A 19,507-nucleotide genomic window follows, 5' to 3' on the forward strand; every position below is an offset into this window, starting at 1 on the left:
AACGGAATCCACTACTCATGACAGCGAATCTGTGGACGGCCTCGAACCTGGCGATGGAAGGCGACGTCGCCCATGAGTACGAGGGGTTCATCGGCTGGGTCCTGAGCCTGATGACGACACTGGGCGAGCCCGGCGTCGGCGTGGCCCTGTTCATCGAGACCTTCTTCCCCCCGATGCCGAGTGAGGCGGTCCTGCCGGGGGCGGGGTTCCTCGCCTACGACGGGCACATGAACGTGTGGCTGGCCATCATGTGGGCCACGATCGGCTGCCTGGTCGGCGCCTGGGGCTTCTACGCGATCGGCGCCCTCCTGGGCCGGGAACGCACCAAGTGGCTGGTGGAGAAGACCCCCCTGCTCGAGGTCGAGGACTTCTACAAGGCCGAGCGCTTCTTCTCCCGCTTCGGCGGCCTCGCGGTTCTCCTGGGCCGGTGCGTTCCCCTGGTGCGCAGCTTCATCTCGGTCCCCGCCGGTATCGAGCGGATGCCCATCCTCAAGTTCTCCGTGTACACCGTGATCGGCTCCGCCGTCTGGAACTCGATCTGGATCGGTCTCGGCTACGCCTTCGGCCCGGCCATCAAGCCGATCCTGGTGCAGTGGAGCGGCCTGATCAGCAACATCGTGCTCGTCATCATCGCCCTGCTGTTCCTGTGGTTCGTCGTCGTCCGCGTCCGCAAGATCCTCAAGGCCCGGTCCGCCGACAACGCCCCCACCGCCTGAGCGGCGCGGTCGGTCGCACGGGCCCCCTCGGGCCCGCACGTCCCCCACACAAACGTCGGCCGCACAGGCCGACCGCACACTGAGCGGGGCCGCCCACGCGGCGGCCCCGACGGCGCGGGGTGCCGGTGTCCCATCACCGGCTGAGAGCACACCCGTCGAACCTGCCCTAGTTCGTACTAGCGAAGGAACGCCCATGAGCGCGTACAACATCGTGTCCATCGCCGGAAGCGACCCCAGCGGGGGCGCCGGGATCCAGGCGGACCTCAAGGCCTTCTCGGCGCACGGCACCTTCGGCATGACCGTGGTCGCGGCCCTGACCGCGCAGTCCACGCGCGGCGTCACCGGGGTCCACCCGATCCCCGCCGCGTTCGTCACCCACCAGATGGACACCCTCTTCTCGGACGCCGCGGTGCACGCGGTCAAGGTCGGCATGCTCGGCACCGCCGAGGTCACCGCGGCCGTCGCCGAGGCGATCGGACGCCACGACCTGCCCCACGTGGTCGTGGACCCGGTGATGGTCGCCAAGAGCGGCGACCGGCTACTGGAGCCCTCCGCCGTCGACGCCCTGCGCACCCGGCTGCTGCCGCGGGCCGACCTGGTCACCCCGAACCTTCCCGAGGCCGCCGACCTGCTGGACGAGCCCGAGGCCACCGATCTCGCGGCGATGCGCGACCAGGCCCTCCGACTGCTGGAGTTCGGTCCGCGCAGGGTCCTGATCAAGGGCGGGCACCTGCCGGGCGGGGACTGCGTCGACATCCTCGTCTCACGGGACGCCGACCCGGTCGAGTTCCGTGCTCCGCGGGTCCCCACCCGCAACACGCACGGCACCGGGTGCACCCTGTCCTCCTCGATCGCCGCCCTGCTGCCGCAGCGCCCGGACGCGGTCTCCGCCGTCGGCGACGCCAAGGCCTACCTGACCGAGGCGCTCCGGCACGCGGACGAGATCGACGCGGGCGGCGGCCAGGGGCCCGTCCACCACTTCCACGCCTGGTGGAAGTAGGCGCCGTCCTCTGCGGCGCGGGCGGACGCGAACGCCCCCGCCGGACACCCTCCTCCGCCGGGGGCCACCGCTGTGCGGCGGCCTCCGGTTCCCGCAGTCACGGGAGGACCGGGGTCAGGAGTCGTCCCTCTGGTCGAGGGCGAGCCTGCTGAGCACGGCGGCGGCCCGGGCGGGGTCGGCGCCCTGGCCCACCGCGACGCCGAGCAGGTAGGTCGTGAGCGGGGCCGCGGGGCGGGCCACGGAGTGGGCGGCGTCCTTGGCCAGGTCGAGGATGCGGTCGACGTCCTCCTTGCCCAGGGGGTCCGTGCCGGACAGTTCCAGTTCGCGGCGGACGGCTTCCGCCCATTCGACGAGGGTCACAGGGCGACTCCTTGGAGAGGGATGGCGGTCACGTCAGGCGATCATAGCCACCCGGGGGTCACCGGGCTGCCACGGGCGCGCGGTCGGGTCACCGTCCGCTCGACCGACCCGCGCCCGTGCTTCGGGAGCGGTTCGCCCCGGACCCGACCGGGGTTCATCCGGCGCTCCCGGTGCCGGGACCAGCCTCCCCCCGGCGAAGGACGGGGAGGGCGCGCCGTCCGTCCGGTCGGCCCCGCCGGGGACCGGAGTGCCCGCGGTCGGCGCCGGCCCGCCCCCGTGAGCGGGTGCGGACCGGCGCCGGACAGGGTTCCGGCCTCCCCCGGAAGGAGCGGCCGGGGGAGGCCGGAGGAGTGTGCGCCCGCCCCGCCCCCTTCAACAGGGCGGACGCAGGGATGGTCTAGACGGCGGCCCGGGCGGTGGCCTGGGACCGGGCGATGACGGTGCCGGGGGCCGGGTCGAGCAGCGCGCCGAGGACCTCGTCGAGCCGGTCCAGGTGGGCGCGGACCCAGGGCAGGGCCAGCGGGTCCGTGGCGGCGAGCGCCGCGTAGCGCCGCTCCTCGGACTCCCCGTAGAGGAGGCTGGTGGCGACCCGCATGCGCAGGGCCTCGGCCCCCTCCCCGAACTCGACGGCGGGCAGGACGCCCATGCCGAAGCGGTCGAGGAGCAGTCCGGTCAGCTCGGGGCCGGTGGTCACGCCGTGCAGAGCGGCCAGTCGTTCGCGGGCCGGCTCGAAGTCGGGGTAGAGGTAGAACGCCGCGCGCGGGGTGGCGACGGTCGCCCCGGCGCGCACGAACGCCTCGGTGACGGCGCGGGCGACGATGCCGTGCAGGCGGCGGCTGCGGTCGATGTGGTCGAGGAGCTCGACGGGCTCCGTGAAGGCGTGTGCGGCGGCCTCCTGGACGGGGGCCGCGGGACTGGACCAGATCTCGCTGGCCACACCGAGCAGACCGCCGCGCAGCCGGTGGCCGATCTCGGAGTCGGGCAGGCGCAGGACGCCGATGCGCCAGCCGCCCAGGGCGAGGTTCTTGCTCAGGCCCGTGGAGATGATGGTGCGCTCGGGCGCGTACTCGGCGGGACTGTGGATCTCGACGGGGTCCTCCCCCGGGCCCGCCGGGTGGACCAGGTCGCGGTAGATCTCGTCGGAGATGACGAGGAGGTCGAGCTCGCGCGCCACCTCGGAGAGCCTGCGGACGGTGTCGGCGTCGGCCACCGTGCCTGTGGGGTTGTCCGGCAGGGTGACGATGACGGCGTTGACGGTCCGTCCCTGCTCGCGGGCGGCGGTGACCGCGGCGTGCAGCAGGTCGGGCTGGGGTACCCCGCCCTGGCCCGTGGCCGTGGGGACCAGGAGCGGCTGCTGGCCGACCAGGCGGCTCTGTGCGGCATAGCTGACCCAGCTGGGCGCTGCGATCGCGGTGTCGCCGCCGATCTCCAGCAGGAGGCTGTACAGGAGCGGCTTGCTGCCGGGACCGGCGATGACCATGCCGGGGTCGGTGGGCAGCCCGCGGCGTTCCCAGTAGCCCGCGGCGGCCTCGCGCAGGGCCGACGACCCGGCGACGGGCCCGTAGGCGTTGGCGCCGTTGCCCGCGGAGAGCTGGTCGCGCATGACCGGGTGGACCGGGAGCCCGGCCTCACCGAAGCCGAGCGGCAGCACGCACACTCCCTGGCGCCGCTTCTCGGCGAGGGCTTCGTTGACGGCAAGGGTGGCGGACACAGTGACGGTCATGGACGACTCATCTCCGGACGTATCGTTCGGCGCTTGACCGCACCTCGGGTGACGGTCTGTCACTCCTCACCATGCCCCGGTTCAGTCATCAGTACAAGCGAGTCTTTTCGATGCTGAGCATAAGCTGTTCTTATGCTAGACCTTCGCCGCCTGCACGTTCTCCGCGAGTTCGGTGTCCGAGGCACCATCGCGGCCACCGCGAGCGCCCTCGGCTACACGCCCTCGGCGGTCTCACAGCAGCTCGCCAGACTGGAACAGGAGACGGGTGTCGCGCTCCTGGACCGCTCCCCGAGGGGCGCCGAGCTGACCGACGCCGGACGGCTCCTGGTGGCCCAGGCCGAGGAGATCCTGGCACTGGTCGAGGCCACCGAGTCGGTCCTCGCCGAGCAGTCGGACGTCGCCCTGGGCATGGTGACCGTCACGGCCTTCCCCACCGCCGCCGTGGCGTTCGCCCCCCTGCTCGCGCCGCCGCTGCGGCGGCACGAGGGGATGCAGCTCGTGCTCCGCCAGACCCTGCTGTCGACCGGGACCCAGAAGGTGCGCTCGCGGGAGGTGGACATCGCGCTGGTCGACGACTGGAGCGGCCAGCACCCCGGGCGCGGACCGGACGCCGGCCTGCGCCACATCCACCTGCTGCGCGACCCGCTGGTCCTGGCGGTGCCCGAGGGGCACCGGCTGGCCTCCCCGAGCGCGCCGGTGGCTCTGGACGGGCTGCTGGGCGAGTCGTGGATCGTGGCGCCGCAGACCGAGCGGTCGCGCTACGGGACGGACCGGCTCCTGGCGGAGGTGGGCGGGCTTCCCGCCACCACCTGGGAGTTCGAGGGCCTGGGCACCATCCTGAGCCTGGTGACCCGGGGGATCGGGATCGCCGCCGTTCCGGCGCTGGCGATGGTGGGCGCCCCTGCGGGGCTGGTCTACCGGAGGCTTCCGGCGTCGGCGCCCGAGCGGCACGTGTACGCGGTGGTGCGCCCGGCCTCGCTGCGGCGGCCCGCGGTCCAGGTGACACTGGCGGCCCTGCGGGAGGCGGCCCAGCAGGTCGACCGGGAGCTCGCGGAGATCACCACCCCGTAGTCCGTCCGCCGCGGGAGGGGCGGGCGGGGTGCGGGACGCGGGGGGCACGACGACGTGTGGCCCGGCCCCCTGGGCCGGACCACACGTCGAGCGGGTCGTGGTCGGTTGTTCCGCCGGACGGCGCGGCCGTGTCGCACCGGTTCACTCGCCGTTGTCCCTACCGCGCGTCCGGTCGATCCTGCGCCGCAGTTTGCGGCAGACGTGGAGTGCGCGGTCACGGTCGTCCCGGGCGTTCCACCATCGCGCGTAGGCTTCCAGTCTTCGTTGTCGCAGCGACTCCAGCTCGGCTTCCATCCGGGTCACCCTGTGCTCCAGGTCGATCCGTTCGCGCTCGAACGACGACATGTCGCGCTCATGGAACCCCGCCTCACGCTCGGCGGTGCCGAGCCGATCGGTGAGGCCCTCGGCGGCGTTCCCGCCGCGGGCGATCCGGCCGCGGCCGGTCTGTCCACTGATGCCTTGGAACCACACAGTGACTGGTGTTTCCCGAAGCACACCAACATCACCGATCGCTACGCAAAGAATACGGAAAGTGGCAAATGGCGCAAGATTCCAATATCGCCCATAGCACTCTTTCTGATCACACCGCGATCGGGCGCGCGGCCACCGCCCTCTCGCTCGGCAGCGGCAGCGGTGCGGCCCCCTGGAGACGCACGTAGGCCGACTCGAAACGCTCCAGCGACCGGTGGTGGTCGTGGCGCAGGGCCATCTCGCGACTGGCCGCTCCCAGGGAACGGCGGGTCCGCGCGCTGCCGAGGACCGAGAGCAGCCGGTCCGCCAGGTGCACGGGGTCGCCCGGCCGGAAGAGGAACCCGTTGCGCCCTGCCTCCACCAGGTGCGGCAGCGCCATCGCGTCGGCGGCGACCACAGGAAGACCGGTGGACATCGCCTCCAGCGTGGCGATGCTCTGCAGCTCGGCGACGCCCGCGATCGCGAACGCGTCACCCGCCGCGTACACCAGCGGGAGGTCCTCGTCGGGGACGAACCCCAGGAAGTACACCCGGTCCGCCACCCCCAGCTCGGCGGCCAGCGCGCGCAGCTCCTGCTCCCGCGCCCCGATCCCCGCCAGGGCCAGCTGGACGTCCCGCTCCGGCACGATCCGCGCCAGGGCCCGGATCGTGTCGTCGATCCGCTTCTCCGCGTCCAGCCTGCCCACGAACACGATCGTGTCCCGGTCGGGGAGCCCGAACCTGGCCCGCGCCGCCGACCTGTCCCGCGGCCGGGGGTGGAAGCGCTCCAGGTCGATCCCGCACGAGATCGCCTCGACCGCGCGGGCGAACCCCTTCTCGCGGAGCAGCTCGGCCGCACGCGGTGTCGGGGTCGTCACGAAGTCGGCCTCGCCGGCCACCCGGACCATGTCCTTCCACGCCAGCATCCCGGCCGCCGACTGCATCGACCGGGGCACCCGGGCGTGCGCGTACAGGTTGTCCGGCATGAAGTGGTTGGTCAGCACGACCGGGATGCCCGCGACCCGGCCCCGGTGCATCGCCGACCGGCTGAGCGTGAAGTGGCTCTGCGCGTGCACGACGTCCGGGTCCAGGCGCCGCACGAGCCTGGTGATGTGTCCGCCCATGCCCACCGGGACGGCGGCCCGCATGCTGGGCTGGAAGGGCAGGCGCGCGGAGCGCAGGCGGTGCTCGGTGACCGCACCGTCGACCGTCACGTAGGGGTCGCCCAGATCGGAGGGGCACACCACGTGGACCCGGTGCCCGCGGTCGGCCAGACCCTCGGCCAGACGGTGGGTGAAGTACCCGGCGCCGTTGACGTCGGGCGGGTACGTGTCGGTGGCGATCAGGACGCGCAGTGGACGTGTGGGCTCGGCCATGGTGGGACTCCTTGGTTCAACGTGTACGGAAACGGGCCGTCGTCTCCGAGCGCCTCCGCCCGCCGGGGGCCTCGGGGTTGCGGTGGCGCGCCCGCGCCAGCGTGATGGTTCCTGCGATGGCCAGCCCGCTGAAGGCCAGCGCACCCGCCTGGGCGCCGAGGGTCTCCGGTGTGCCCTCTCCCAGGAGGAAGGCGCCGATCGCCACGCCGACCACCGGGTCGGTGATCAGAAGGGTCGCGTAGGCGGCGGAGAAGTGCCCTGTGCGGTAGGCGTTCTGCATCAGCAGCGCGCCGAAGACCGCCGTGACCACGGCGAGCAGGGTCAGCCAGTCGACGACCCGCGTCCAGTCGCCGATCGCGTTCGCGGTGATCACCCGGGCCAGGCCGGAGGTGGTCCCCAGGGCCGCCCCGCCCGCGAGGGCGAGCAGCAGGGCCCGGACGCCGCTGTTCATCCAGTGCGCGGTGAGGTAGACGACGAGGCCCGCGCCGATCGTGGTGCCGGCGAGCGCGAGTGCCATGGGAGTCGGCAGGACGGGGATGTCGGAGCTGTGCGGGAAGAGGGCGAGGACGCCGGTGAGGCCGCCCATCACGGCGACCCCGGCGATGATCTGGGAGACGCCCACCCTCTGCCGGTTGAACACCGCCGACAGGACGATCGCGAACAGCAGCCCGGTCACGCCCAGCGGCTGGATGATGGTCAGCGGAGCCCCGCTGAGGGCGATGAGGTGGAGGCTCGCCCCGAGCACCACGGCCGCGGTGCCGATCAGCCAGCGGGGCTGGCGGAGCAGGTGCAGCAGGAACCCGGTGCGGGCCACCTGCCGGCCGGGGGCGCGGACGGCGTCGCGCTCCTGGAGGGCGGAGCCGAGTGCCAGGCTGAACGCCCCCGTGACGGCGATGAGGACGGGCCACAGCATCACTGCCACCACCCGTCCTCCACGGGCGTCCCCTGTCTCTCCACCATCGCCGCATCCCCTGACACTCGGTCCCGACCCGGCCCGTCGAACTCCGGGTATGACCAGAACACTAGGAACGGAAGGGGTCTGCCGGCGATAAGGCCAGCCCCCGTCCGCCGGTAGTGCTCACCCCACTGCGCACCGGGGGTCGTCCACGTGCTGCGCCCTCCCTGCGGTGGATTTCGGCGTCTTCGCGCCGATCCGTCTGTCCCTACGTCTCCCGCAAAACACGGAGTGTTAAGAGCCATGCGGAGTCAAGACTGGGTATGGGGTGGGCTTGAATAGCGCCCCGCGAAGGACCGATTGATGCCGGGGGTGTGCCCTCGATGAGCACCGTGGCACTATGTCCGTTATTGGTCTAGACCGGATAGGAGCAGTCCACCGTGCCCGACACCCCCGCCTCACCCCCGACCTCCCTCCCCGTGATCCCCCGCCCCGCCCGGACGGAGCCCGGCGGCCAGGGCGGTCTCATCCTCACCGCCGCGACCAGGGTCTCCGCCGACGCCGAAGCCCGGGGCACGCTCACGTGGCTCCAGCGTGAACTCGGCGCGGCCACCGGGCTTCCCCTGGCCACGGGCGACGAGGCCAGCGCGCAGGTGCGGCTCAGCGTCGACGCCCAGGCCGGTCTGGGGCGCGAGGGCTACCGGCTGATCGTGGACGCCGAGGGCGCCATCGTCGTCGGCAACGACCCGGCCGGGGTGTTCTACGGAGCGCAGACCCTGCGCCAGCTCCTTCCGCCCGACGCCTACCGCGACGCCCCCCTGGGCGGCGCCGTGTGGACCCTGCCCGCCGTCAGCATCACCGACGCCCCGCGCTTCCGGTGGCGCGGCGCGATGCTGGACATCGCCCGCCACTTCTCCCCCAAGCGGGAGATCCTGCGGTTCATCGACCTCCTGGCGATGCACAAGCTCAACGTGCTGCACCTGCACCTGACCGACGACCAGGGCTGGCGGATCGAGATCCGCCGCTACCCGCGGCTCACCGAGGTCGGTTCCTGGCGGACCGAGAGCCAGGTGGGCGCGAGCAAGCCGCCGGTGTTCGACGGACGTCCCCACGGCGGCTTCCTCACCCAGGACGACATCCGCGAGATCGTCGCCTACGCGGACGCCCGGCACGTGGCGGTCGTCCCCGAGATCGACGTGCCCGGCCACTCCCAGGCCGCCATCCACGCCTACCCGGAGCTGGGCGAGAGCGGGCTGATCCCGGTGGGCACGCAGTGGGGCGTCTTCGACGAGGTCCTCGCGGTGACCGACGAGGTCCTGGAGTTCTACAAGAACGTCTTCGACGAACTCCTCGAACTGTTCCCGAGCACCTACATCCACGTGGGCGGCGACGAGTGCCCCAAGACCCAGTGGAGGACCAGCGCGTCCGCGCAGAAGCGGATCAAGGACGAGGGCCTCGCCGACGAGGACGAGCTCCAGAGCTGGTTCATCCGCCAGCTGGACGAACACCTGACGGCGCGGGGCCGCCGCCTGCTCGGCTGGGACGAGATCCTGGAGGGCGGTCTCGCACCGGGAGCGACCGTGATGTCGTGGCGCGGCGAGGAGGGCGGCATCGCCGCCGCCCGGGCCGGCCACGACGTGGTCATGAGCCCCACCGCCACCTCCTACCTCGACTACAAGCAGTCCGAGTCGGACGACGAGCCGGTCAAGGTGGGCACGCTGCTGCGGGTCGAGGACGTGTACACGGCGGAGACGGTCCCCCCTGGCCTCACCGAGGAGGAGGCCGGGCACGTCCTCGGCGCCCAGGTGAACGTGTGGGTCGAGCACATCGACACGCCGCGCAGGCTCGACTACATGGTGTTCCCCCGGCTGTCGGCCTTCGCCGAGAAGGTGTGGTCCGCGGGTGAGCGCGACTACTCCGAGTTCGAGCCCCGGCTGAAGCGCCACCTGGAGCGGTTGGACGCCGCCGGGGTGGAGTACCGCCCGCTGGACGGGCCGCGCCCCTGGCACACCCGCCCCGGGGTCGGCGGCTGGGGGGAGTAGCGCCCCTCCGCGCGGCACGGGGCACGCCCCGGCCGCCGCCAGTCCGGGGCGGCGGCCGGGCCCGCGGTCAGAAGTAGGTGGCGACCGCGTCCACGACGGTGTCCGTGTCGTCCACGACCGGGATGACGTGCCAGCGGTCGAACGCGGTGCACGGGTGCGAGATGCCGAACGAGAGCAGGTCCCCGGGTCGCACACCCAGCTCCGGTGGAACCCGCAGGTAGGCGTGGTGGTCGTTGAGGTCGGTGACCTCGACGCCCTCCGCCGCCGCCGTGCCTCCGTCCGCCCGGCGCAGCAGGCGCGGGACGGGGAACCCCTGGTCGTAGTTGGCCTCGCGGCGCCCCAGTGCGGCGATCGCCAGCCCCCGCTCCGGCGTCGAGGTCACCTGCGCCCACAGCTCCAGGGCCCCGATGAGGGCTCCGGGGCCCTCGGGGAGGCGGTTGTAGGGGGTGATCCTCTGGTAGAGGCCGTCGTCGTGGGCGACGTAGGCGCCGCTGCGCAGGATCGGTACGTACTCGGTCCGGCCGCCCATCTCCTCGGCGATCAGGTCGAACCACGCGCTGCCGCCCACCGAGACGATCGGCTGGTCCACCCCGAGCCCGTCCGCGAGGGCGGCGGCGTCGCCGGAGAGGTCCCGGAGGAAGCCGCGGACCGCGTCGGCGTCGCCCAGCGGGCCCTCGTAGCCCGCGACACCCGCCACGGCGAGTCCCGGCGCCCCGTGGACGGCGTGCGCCACGGCGAGGACCTCCTCGCGGGTGCGGCAGCCGGTCCGGCCGCCCGGCACGCCGCGCTCGACCAGGACCCTCAGGGGGCGTCCGCCCTCCCGGCCGGCGACGGCGCGGGCGGCGGCCGCGACCCCCTCGGCGGAGTCGGCGTAGAACAGGAACTCGAAACCGGGGTCGGCGTCGGCCTCGTCGGCCGCCCAGCGCAGGACCTTCGCGTCGAACAGCTGGTTGGCGAGCAGGATGCGGCGGACCCCGAACCGGCGGAAGTCCAGGACCTGGTTGGCGGTGGCGGCGGTGACGCCCCAGGCGCCCGCGTCCAGCTGGCGCTGGAGGAGGGAGGGCGCCATGGAGGTCTTGCCGTGCGGGGCGAACAGCAGGTCGCCCCGGCGGGTGAAGTCGGCGAGCGCGGCGATGTTGCGGTCCAGCGCGGAGGCCCTCAGGACCATCAGTGGCCAGGTGAACGGACCGGTGAACAGGTCGTCGCGCCGGGCCGCGAACTCCTCCAGGGTGATCGGGTCGCCCGTCCACCACAGGCCCTTGGTCCGCCAGTCGACGTGCTCCTGGGGGATGGTCAGCCGGTCGCTCACGTCGCCTCCGCCTCCTGCTCCAGTACCCCCGTGCCGGGGAGCGGCCGTGGTCGGGCCTCCCCCCGGCACGGGGGTTCGGTGTGGTCGGGACCGATCATCCCATTGCCGGCGGCGCGGCCACCAGGGTCAGTAGCGGACCTGGAACGGTACCGGTGTGGCGGCCCTGTCGATGGCGTCCCGCCCTCCGACGAAGTCGGCGATCGCCCGCTGCCCGGTGTCGGGGAAGTCGGTGATGAACCCGTCGACCCCCAGGGCGAGGACGTCGTCCATGCGCGCTCTGTCGTTGACGGTGTAGGGCATGATCTCCAGGCCCGCGTCGTGGACCCGGTCGACGTAGGCGGTGTCGATGGTGGTGTGGTTGGGGTTGATCATGTGCGCCCAGGAGAACTCGGCGATGCGGGCCTCGGGTACGCGCCCCAGGAGCGCGTGCGGGACGGACGGCATCAGGGACTTGGAGCGCCGTACCGAATCCCAGTCGAAGCTCTGCACGATGAGCTTGCGGGGCTCCCAGGGCGGGTTGTGCTCCAGCCAGGTCCGGCGACCGACCAGTTCCTCGGCGACGGCCCTCTCGATTCCCGGGTAGAGCGTGGGTTCCTTGACCTCGAGGAAGAGGTTGAGGTCCAGCTGCTCCAACCGGTCGAGCGCCTCGTCGAAGGTCGGGACGGTCTCACCGGTGAAGGAGGGGGCGAACCACGCCCCCGCGTCGAGCCGTTGGATCTCCTCCAGGGTGAAGTCGCCGACGAGGTAGGGGCTCCGGTCGGGGAAGACCGTCTCCACGTCGGTGGTACGCGCCAGCGTGGTGTCGTGCAGGAGCACGATCTGGTTGTCCGCGGTGCGCTGGATGTCGATCTCGACCGTCTCGGCCCCCAGCTCATGGGCCGCGTCGAGGGCGGCGAGCGTGTTCTCCGGCGCGTGCCCGGCGGCTCCGCGGTGGGAGACGGCGATCAGAGGACGGTTGGGGGACGCGTGCTGGACCTCGATGATGTCCCGTGTGCTCGTCCCCACTGGGTCGAGAGCCGGTGCCGCGGACGAGGCGGTGGCACTGACGGTAACGAAGAGTGAAACGGCTCCGACGACGATCCCGATGCGGTGCACCGGACCTCCCATGTGAGCGTGAACAGGCCGACTGCTTCCTCAGGGTGAGCGCGCATGGTGACGAGGCGGTGACCGTGTGCAGAGCATTCGGTGATCCGCCGCCCATCATCTGGTGGTGGACCCGCACCCCGACGCCACGTCTCACCCAATGCATCCCTTTGATTACTTCATGTGCGATTTTTGACCACAGAGTCCCCCGTTAACTACCCAGAGCCCTGAGACCATCACTATCAGTAGTCGATGGGAAGGAACACTCATGCGCAAGCACCACACGAGGTGGGTCGCGCTGTTCGGCGCCGCCGCCATCGCGACGTCGGGGCTGGTCGGCCTCCCGGCCGCGGCGTCCGCCGCCGACAGGGACGACGGGGGCCTGAGCTGGCCCGTGGTCCGGCAGGGGATCTCGTCGTACAGCCTCGACGGGTTCGAGATCGGCTACCTGCCCCCGGGGCTGGAGCGGTACGGGATCAACGCCTCCTCCACCACCGACCGGCAGGGAGCCCGCCAGTCGCAGATCTCCTGGGTCCAGGGCCCCGACCAGCTGTACGGCCGGGTCACGATCACGCGCTCCGAGCGGGTGCAGGAGCTCGACGACCTCCGCGAGGGCCGCTACAGCCACCTGGCGGACAAGAACCTGGAGCGGCTCGCGGCAGGCGAGGGCTTCGAGCGCGAGGCCTACCTGTCGGAGTCCACGGGAGACCTGTTCTGGCTGGAGCGCCCGGGTGTAGCGGTCACCACCCACCTCCAGCCGGAACGGTGGGACCGGGCGGAACTGGTCGAGATGGCCGAGTCCGTGACCGAGGAGGGCGGCTCGCAGGAGGCGCCCGCGGTGCAGGCTCCGGAGGGGGCCGCCCAGGAGGCTCCTGCCGAGGAAGCGCCCGCGGAGGAGGCTCCTGCGCAGGAGGCGCCCGCCGAGGAGGGGGCCCAGCAGGAGGCTCCCGTCGGGGAGGCGCCGGCGGAGGAGGCGCCCGCTGGGCAGGCTCCCGCCGAGGAGGCCGCGCAGGAGCCCGCCGCCGAGGAGCCCGTGACCGGGCCGGCGGCCCCGGAGGAGGCGGGGACTCCCGCCGGGGGCCAGGACACGGCGCCCGAGGCGCTCACCGAGGAGGCGCCCCAGGAGGAGGCGCCCGCCGCCGAGGAGCCCGCCCCGGTCGGGGACCCCGGGGAACCGCAGGCCCCCGAGGCCCCGGCGGAGGGCGCCGAGGCGCCCGCCGGGAACCCGGCGCAGACTCCCGCCGGCACTCCCGAGGCCGCGGGACTGCCCGAGGGCGTCGGCTCCCGCGAGGTCAAGGAGTGCGTCATCGACCGGTTCGTGGACTTCGAGACCGGCGAGAGCGGGCTTGACGCGAGCCAGCTGACCCCGGCCGGAGGGGAGTTCGTCGAGAGGGCCCTGACCAAGGACCAGCTCACCGAGGACGACCGCGACCAGCTGCTCGCCACCGTGTGGCACTACGGCGAGGAGGGCGCCAAGACCGGTGCCGTCGTCCACTGCGCCGACGCGCTCGGGCTGGAGAACGCCCAGGTGGAGGCCGTGATCGGCGAGATCGCGGACAGGGTCGACGAACTCCTCCAGGGATCCGGCCAGGAGGCTGCCCCGGGCGTGGAGCAGGTCGCGGACGAAGGCGCGCAGGAGGACGCCGCCGCGGGCGCGGACTCCGAGCCCTTCGAGCCCGTCGACGCCCAGGAGTGGGAGGAGCTGTGGGCGTCCCTGCCCTGGAGCTTCGAGGCCGGGGCCGTCTGAGCCCGGTAGGGCCGGGGTGACCCGGACCGCCCGGGCGACGGGCCGACCCGGCGCTCTCCCGGGCGGTCGGCGCCCGGGGCGGGACGGCCACCGCGCAGCATGAGGCGGGCGGGACCGGGGGTCCCCCTGTATCCAGTCAACCCGGGGTCGGTGCGGCGCACCAGCCCCGGGTTCCGTCTGTGGACGGCTGTGCGGCGGGAACTCCGACTGCTGGACAAAACCCCCACGGAGTCCCCAAACGGGAACAACCCATGATGTACCGTCACCTCGTTGTCCGCGGGCGGGCGCCACGGCCGACCGCCCCGTCACTGCCCCCTCCGTGGCACCCCGGCACCGGACACCGATGGCGACCGCCATCCCCACCCCCGAGGAAGGGCCCGCTCAGATGCCCGGTTTCACCACACGTCCCCAGCTCCGCGGCGATTTCGGCATGGTCGCCTCCACCCACTGGCTGGCCAGCGCCACCGGCATGTCCCTGCTCGAACGCGGGGGCAACGCCTTCGACGCCGCCGTCGCGGCGGGCTTCACCCTCCAGATCGTCGAACCCCACCTCAACGGCCCCGGCGGCGAGGTCCCCATCATCTTCCAGGCCGCGGGGGCCGCTCCCCGAGTGCTGTGCGGGCAGGGCGTGGCTCCCGCCGCCGCGACCATCGACGCGTACGGGGGCATGGACCGCATCCCGGGCAGCGGCGTCCTCGCCGCCACCGTGCCCGGTTCCTTCGACGCCTGGATGCAGCTCCTGCGCGACCACGGCACGATGACCGTCCGCGACGTCCTCGACCACGCCATCGGACTGGCCGAGCGCGGCTACCCCGTCCTGGACCGGATCGCCGCCGCCGTCACCGCCCTCGAACCCGTCTTCTCCCGCCACTGGGCGGGGTCGGCCGCCGTCTACCTCCCCCACGGGACGGCGCCCGCCCCCGGGACCCGGCTGCGCAACCCCGTGCTGGCGGCCACCTACCGCCGGATCGTCGCCGAGGCCGAGAGCGCCGGGAGCGACCGCGAGGAGCAGATCGAGGCGGCGCGGAGAGCCTGGTCGCAGGGGTTCGTCGCCGAGGCCGTCGGGGACTTCCTGTCCTCCCCCGTCCCCAACGGCGCGGGCGAACCCCAGCGCGCCCTGCTCACCGCCCAGGACATGGCGGACTGGAGCGCCTCCTACGAGGACACGGTCGGCGTCGCCTACGGCTCCCACACCGTGCACAAGACCGGGCCGTGGGGCCAGGGGCCGGTCATGCTCCAGCAGTTCCGCCTGGCGGAGGCCATGGGGACCGGCCACGACGTCCGCGACGGGATCACCGCCGACTTCGTCCACCGCGTGACCGAGTCCGCCAAACTCGCCTTCGCCGACCGCGAGGCCTGGTACGGCGACCCGGACTTCACCGACGTCCCCCTCAAGGACCTGCTCGGCTCCGACTACGCCGCCGGGCGCGCCGCCCTGGTCGACGACGCCCGCGCCAGCCTGGAGCAGCGGCCCGGCCGCATCGGCGCCCGCTCCCCCTTCGAGCCGCCCGTCCACGTGCCCGGCCTCACGCCCGGCGACCGCACCACGGGTGAGCCGACGGTGCGCGACGCGGCCGTCTCCAACCCCGCGAACCTGCGCGGCGACACCTGCCACGTGGACGTCGTGGACTCCCGCGGCAACATGGTCTCGGCCACCCCCAGCGGCGGGTGGCTCAGCAGCTCACCGGTCATCCCCGCCCTGGGTTTCCCGCTCGGCAGCAGGGCACAGATGTTCTGGCTCGACCCCGCCTCGCCCAACGCCCTCGCCCCCCGCAAGCGCCCCCGCACCACGCTCTCACCGACCCTGGTCACCCGCGAGGACGGGCAGGCCGTGCTGGCGATCGGCACCCCGGGCGGCGACCAGCAGGACCAGTGGACGTTCACCGCGCTGCTGCGCGTCCTCAACGGGGTGGACGACCTCCAGGAGGCCCTGGACACACCCATGTTCCACACCAACGCGTTCCCGAGCTCGTTCCACCCGCGCGAGACGGTACCCGGCGACCTGGTCGTGGAGCCCGGTGTCGGCGAGGAGACCGTCGCCGACCTGATCGGGCGCGGGCACCGCGTGCAGGTCGCCCAGCCGTGGTCGCTGGGGCGGCTGGCGGCCGTGGCCCGCGACCCCGAGGCCGGCGAACTGCGGGCCGCCGCCGACGCCCGCGGCGCGCAGGGGTACGCGGCCGGCCGCTGACCTGGAAGAAGACACAGTGGAACGGAAAAAGGGGTGGCCCTGGGCGGGATGGCTGTTGGACACGGATTGAGAGCGCTTGCTCGGCTTGATCTCGCCTCTTGCCAAATCGCCCGGTCACTGCTTATGTAGACCTGTGCAACGGACCCCCGGGAACTCCTGGAGTGCTCTCCGTCGCAACTCGAAACCATCGAATACAGGGTTCGTGCGCTGTCTCCCCCTCCCTCAGCGACGGCCCTGTTCCCCCTCCTAACCGAGGCCTGCCTTCCCCTCCCGGCTGGGTTTTTCGGACAAGGAGAAAAGAGTGGGCCGTGGTGCCGCCGGCGCGGTGACATCACGGCCCACTCCTGTTTTTTCACCGTGCCGAATTTTCCTCGCGCACAAGGAAATCCCCGCCCGAACGAATTCCGGACGGGGAAATCCCGAGGTCATGCGTTGACGCGCACCGCGCCCGCGTAGTTCTGGGTCCGCACCTGGGTGACGCGCACGTCCAGGCCGGTCCGCGGCGCCTCCAGCATCATGCCGTCGCCGAGGTAGATGGCGACGTGCGAGATGTAGTCCGGAGCCGTGGGGTCGGAGCGCCAGAACAGCAGGTCGCCGCGTTGGAGGTCCTCGTACTCCACCCGCTCCCCCGCGTTCCACTGGTCGTGTGTGACCCGGGGGATGGCCACACCCGCCTCGTGGAACGCCCACTGGAGCAGGCCCGAGCAGTCGAAACCGACTCCGGGGGTGGTACCGCCCCAGACGTAGGGGACGCCGAGCTGGGTCTCGGCGTTCGCGATGACCTCCTCGATGACCGTGGCGGGCACGGCGTCGCCGTCGACGAGGGGTTCGGGGGCGTCCGTGACCAGCTGGAGGGACGCGCCCTCCTCCCCGAGGGCCTCCCCCAGGGCGTCGTGCAGGTCCCACAGGTCGGCGTCGGGCGCCGAGACCACCAGGGCGTTGCCCCGGGGCATACCGAGTTCGGCGGCGCGCTCACGGGAGACCAGCGCGTCGATGCCGGCGATGCCGGAGGTGGCGTGCGTCCACACCTCCAGGGGGATCTCTCCGCGACCGCCCGCCACGGTGACCTCGCTGCCGACCTCCAGTTCGCGGTCGGTGCCGACGTCCCTGGACAGGGCGATGTGGCCCTCGGCGACGCCCTGCCAGATCTCGTCGGACTCGGCGGACGGCTCGGGGGCGTGGTTGCGGAAGCTGGACGGGCTGACACCGAGCACGGAGGTCGGCTCGCCCTCGATCTCGACGCGGGCGGCGTCGACGGTCAGGACGCTCTCGACGCCCTCGATGTCGCGGACGGCGTCGACGACCGAGCGCGGCAGCTCGCGCGGGGCGACGGCGAAGTACTCGATGCTGCGCGCCTCACGGAAGGGGGCCACGTAGGCGTCGCGTCTGAGATCGGAGACGTCGGAGACGTCGGGGGGCCGGGAGGTGGACTCCCGGCCATGACGGGGATCTGCGCCGCTGGGGGCGTCGGGTGAGAACTGCTCGCTGACGGGGGGACGGTCCTCGACCACCGGATCCGCCCAGGCGGGGGCGGCCCCGAGGGCGCTGAAGGCGACCGCGAACGCGACCGTGGTACCCGCACACGTTCTGAAACGGCTCCGCACGGGGAGATCTCACCTTTCTGTGAACCACCCGGGGTGTGGGGTACCCCTGAGGCGCACGGGCTGTCTGTCCTTGGCGATACGTATCGCGTCCAAGAATGGGCGTACCACGGCGAGTTTGCAAGAAGCCCACGCCGTTTGGTACCGGACGCCCACGTCGCGGGCGCACGGCCGTTCTACAGATGCGCGTAGTTGTCGGTGACGACCGTCGCCAGGGGGAAGCGTACGGGGGTGTCCCCGAAGAGCGTCGTGCGGGTCTGCGTCTCCGCCTCGGCTATCGCTCGCACCGTCTCGTCCGCCATTTCGGCGGGCACGTGCAGGACGACCTCGTCATGGACGAAGAAGACGATCCCGCCTCCCTCGGGCACCTCCGGAAGACGCCGCCGCAGCGCGGCGAGCAGGACGAGCGCCCACTCGGCGGCGGTGGCCTGGACGACGAAGTTGCGGGTGAAGCGGCCGTGGGCGCGCCGTCTGCGGTCGCCGCCGGGCCCCGAGACGGCGGCGGCCCAGTCGTCCGGCGCGGGGGAGGTCCGCCCCAGCCACGAGCGCACGATGCCGCCGCCCTCTCCCGTGCGCGCGGCGGAGTCGACGTAGTCCAGGGCGCGGGGGTAGAGGCGGCGCATGGTGGCCAGGAGGGGGGCGGCGTCACCCGAGGTCTGCCCGTACATGGCGGAGAGCATGCCGATCTTGGCGCGTTCGCGGTCACCGCCCACGTGCGCGGCCAGGCGGGCGTACAGGTCCTCCTCCGCGGCGGCAGCGGCGAGGGCGTCGTCTCCGGACACCGCGGCGAGCACGCGCGGTTCGAGTTGTCCGGCGTCGGCGCGGACCAGCACCCAGCCGGGGTCGGACCGGACCGCGCCGCGGACCGATTTGGGGATCTGGAGGGCTCCGCCGCCGCGTGAGGCCCAGCGGCCGGACACGACGCCGCCGACCACGTAGTCGGGGCGGAAGCGGCCGAGCCGCTCGCCGCCGGGGCCGCTGCGTTCGCCGACCCAGGTCTCCAGCCAGGCCCAGCCGTTGGCCGAGTGCAGGCGGGCGAGTTCCTTGTAGCGCAGCAGCAGTGGCACGGCGGGGTGGTCGACCTTCTCCAGGACCCAGGACCGGGTGGACTCCACGGGGTGGCCGATCCACGCCATCGCCCTGAGGACCTGGGCAGGCGAGTCGGGGTTGACCTCGCGGCCGACGGCGTCGCCGATGCGGGCGGCGAGGTCGGCCAGCACGGGCGGGCGCCGCCCGGGCGCGGGGCGCGGCCCGAGGATCTCGGTGAGGATCTCGTCGTGGACGCCGGGCCGCCAGGGCAGGCCGTCGTGGCTCATCTCGGTGGCGGCGAGCCCTCCCGCGGACTCCACGGCCGCCAGCAGGCGCATCCGTCCCGGTTGGGGCAGGTCGGCGATGCGGCGCAGCTGGTCGCCGTGCACCTCGACCAGGGCGGCGAGGCGGTCGGTGCCGGGGGGCAGGGTGGAGCGGTCGGCCTCGAAGAGCGCGGGCTGCGCCGCGGTTCCCTCACCGAGCGGGCGGATCGGATCGGCGGGGACGGGCAGTCCGTGCAGCCTGGCCCAGGCCGCACCGAGGGAGTGGGCCTCCCCGTGGCGGACCTGGTGGCCGAGGAGGAGCGCCTCGACCAGGGCCGCGTCGTGGCAGCGGGAGACCCGGGTGCCCGCCCTGACCAGGTCGGGGTAGATGTCCTCGCCGGACGACCACACCCACCGGGGCGGCTCGGGGCCGGCGTGCTCGGCCGCGCGGACGGCGGAGGCGAGGTCGGCCACACGTCGGACCGGGCCGGGGGCGTCGTCCAGTTCCTGGAGCCAGCCGCCGCCCTCGCCGTCGGCGACCACCGCGATCCGCATGGCCCCATTCTGTCCGCGACCACCGACATTCGGTCGTTCCGTGCCGGAACGGACCCGTGTCGTCCCGCGACCGCCGGAACGGCCCGGTGCCGCTCCGGCG

General features: G+C 72.9%; 15 protein-coding genes and 1 riboswitch. Of the genes, 6 read left to right on the forward strand and 9 right to left on the reverse strand.

The window, feature by feature from the left end; all coding sequences use genetic code 11:
- Positions 1 to 17: 17 nt before the first annotated feature.
- Positions 18 to 716: a DedA family protein gene (locus tag Q8791_RS00695; RefSeq protein ID WP_330089569.1), complete on the forward strand. Its 699-nt coding sequence runs from the start codon at positions 18 to 20 to the stop codon at positions 714 to 716.
- Between the two features lie 105 nt (positions 717 to 821).
- Positions 822 to 921: riboswitch (TPP riboswitch) on the forward strand.
- A complete protein-coding gene (thiD, locus tag Q8791_RS00700; RefSeq protein ID WP_330089570.1) occupies positions 910 to 1,716 on the forward strand; it encodes a bifunctional hydroxymethylpyrimidine kinase/phosphomethylpyrimidine kinase in 807 nt (268 codons plus the stop codon). It overlaps the preceding riboswitch by 12 nt.
- Before the next feature lie 114 nt (positions 1,717 to 1,830).
- On the opposite strand, the gene Q8791_RS00705 is transcribed toward thiD, so the two are convergent.
- Together Q8791_RS00705 and Q8791_RS00710 are read right to left on the reverse strand one after the other, a co-directional pair.
- Entirely contained in the window at positions 1,831 to 2,076 is a 246-nt protein-coding gene (locus Q8791_RS00705; RefSeq protein ID WP_330089571.1) for a DUF6457 domain-containing protein, read from the reverse strand.
- Positions 2,077 to 2,473: 397 nt separating this feature from the next.
- Positions 2,474 to 3,799 carry a pyridoxal phosphate-dependent aminotransferase gene (locus tag Q8791_RS00710; RefSeq protein WP_330089572.1) on the reverse strand — a complete coding sequence of 442 codons (1,326 nt, stop codon included), beginning with the start codon at positions 3,797 to 3,799 and terminating at the stop codon, positions 2,474 to 2,476.
- Between the two features lie 132 nt (positions 3,800 to 3,931).
- Between Q8791_RS00710 and Q8791_RS00715 the strand changes: the two genes are divergently transcribed.
- Positions 3,932 to 4,870 (forward strand): LysR family transcriptional regulator, encoded by a 939-nt coding sequence (locus tag Q8791_RS00715; protein WP_330089573.1) that lies wholly within the window; start codon positions 3,932 to 3,934, stop codon positions 4,868 to 4,870.
- A gap of 141 nt (positions 4,871 to 5,011) precedes the next feature.
- Here Q8791_RS00715 and Q8791_RS00720 read toward each other — a convergent pair whose 3' ends face one another.
- The 3 genes from Q8791_RS00720 to Q8791_RS00730 all read right to left on the reverse strand — a co-directional run bounded on the left by Q8791_RS00720 (position 5,012) and on the right by Q8791_RS00730 (position 7,617).
- Positions 5,012 to 5,341: a hypothetical protein gene (locus Q8791_RS00720; protein ID WP_330089574.1), complete on the reverse strand. Its 330-nt coding sequence runs from the start codon at positions 5,339 to 5,341 to the stop codon at positions 5,012 to 5,014.
- 109 nt (positions 5,342 to 5,450) lie between these two features.
- Entirely contained in the window at positions 5,451 to 6,695 is a 1,245-nt protein-coding gene (locus Q8791_RS00725; protein ID WP_330089575.1) for a glycosyltransferase, read from the reverse strand.
- A 16-nt stretch (positions 6,696 to 6,711) separates the two neighbouring features.
- Positions 6,712 to 7,617, reverse strand: a complete 906-nt coding sequence (locus Q8791_RS00730; protein ID WP_330089787.1) for a DMT family transporter — start codon at positions 7,615 to 7,617, stop codon at positions 6,712 to 6,714.
- Between the two features lie 413 nt (positions 7,618 to 8,030).
- Here Q8791_RS00730 and Q8791_RS00735 point away from each other — a divergent pair, with 413 nt between their 5' ends.
- Positions 8,031 to 9,632 (forward strand): beta-N-acetylhexosaminidase, encoded by a 1,602-nt coding sequence (locus Q8791_RS00735; protein ID WP_330089576.1) that lies wholly within the window; start codon positions 8,031 to 8,033, stop codon positions 9,630 to 9,632.
- Positions 9,633 to 9,699: 67 nt separating this feature from the next.
- Here Q8791_RS00735 and Q8791_RS00740 read toward each other — a convergent pair whose 3' ends face one another.
- Both Q8791_RS00740 and Q8791_RS00745 read right to left on the reverse strand, forming a co-directional pair.
- Complete coding sequence (locus Q8791_RS00740) at positions 9,700 to 10,941, reverse strand: alanine racemase (RefSeq protein ID WP_330089577.1); 1,242 nt, start codon at positions 10,939 to 10,941, stop codon at positions 9,700 to 9,702.
- Positions 10,942 to 11,067: 126 nt separating this feature from the next.
- Positions 11,068 to 12,036 (reverse strand): glycerophosphodiester phosphodiesterase, encoded by a 969-nt coding sequence (locus tag Q8791_RS00745; protein WP_330089578.1) that lies wholly within the window; start codon positions 12,034 to 12,036, stop codon positions 11,068 to 11,070.
- Positions 12,037 to 12,292: 256 nt separating this feature from the next.
- Here Q8791_RS00745 and Q8791_RS00750 point away from each other — a divergent pair, with 256 nt between their 5' ends.
- Together Q8791_RS00750 and Q8791_RS00755 are read left to right on the forward strand one after the other, a co-directional pair.
- Positions 12,293 to 13,771 (forward strand): hypothetical protein, encoded by a 1,479-nt coding sequence (locus Q8791_RS00750; protein WP_330089579.1) that lies wholly within the window; start codon positions 12,293 to 12,295, stop codon positions 13,769 to 13,771.
- A 385-nt stretch (positions 13,772 to 14,156) separates the two neighbouring features.
- A complete protein-coding gene (locus tag Q8791_RS00755; RefSeq protein ID WP_330089788.1) occupies positions 14,157 to 15,959 on the forward strand; it encodes a gamma-glutamyltransferase family protein in 1,803 nt (600 codons plus the stop codon).
- Positions 15,960 to 16,384: 425 nt separating this feature from the next.
- Here Q8791_RS00755 and Q8791_RS00760 read toward each other — a convergent pair whose 3' ends face one another.
- Entirely contained in the window at positions 16,385 to 17,563 is a 1,179-nt protein-coding gene (locus tag Q8791_RS00760) for a C40 family peptidase (RefSeq protein ID WP_330089580.1), read from the reverse strand.
- 173 nt (positions 17,564 to 17,736) lie between these two features.
- Complete coding sequence (locus tag Q8791_RS00765) at positions 17,737 to 19,407, reverse strand: bifunctional 3'-5' exonuclease/DNA polymerase (protein ID WP_330089581.1); 1,671 nt, start codon at positions 19,405 to 19,407, stop codon at positions 17,737 to 17,739.
- Positions 19,408 to 19,507 lie beyond the last annotated feature (100 nt).

Origin of the sequence: Nocardiopsis codii (assembly GCF_036327455.1) — a bacterium.
GTDB classification, from domain to species: domain Bacteria; phylum Actinomycetota; class Actinomycetes; order Streptosporangiales; family Streptosporangiaceae; genus Nocardiopsis; species Nocardiopsis codii.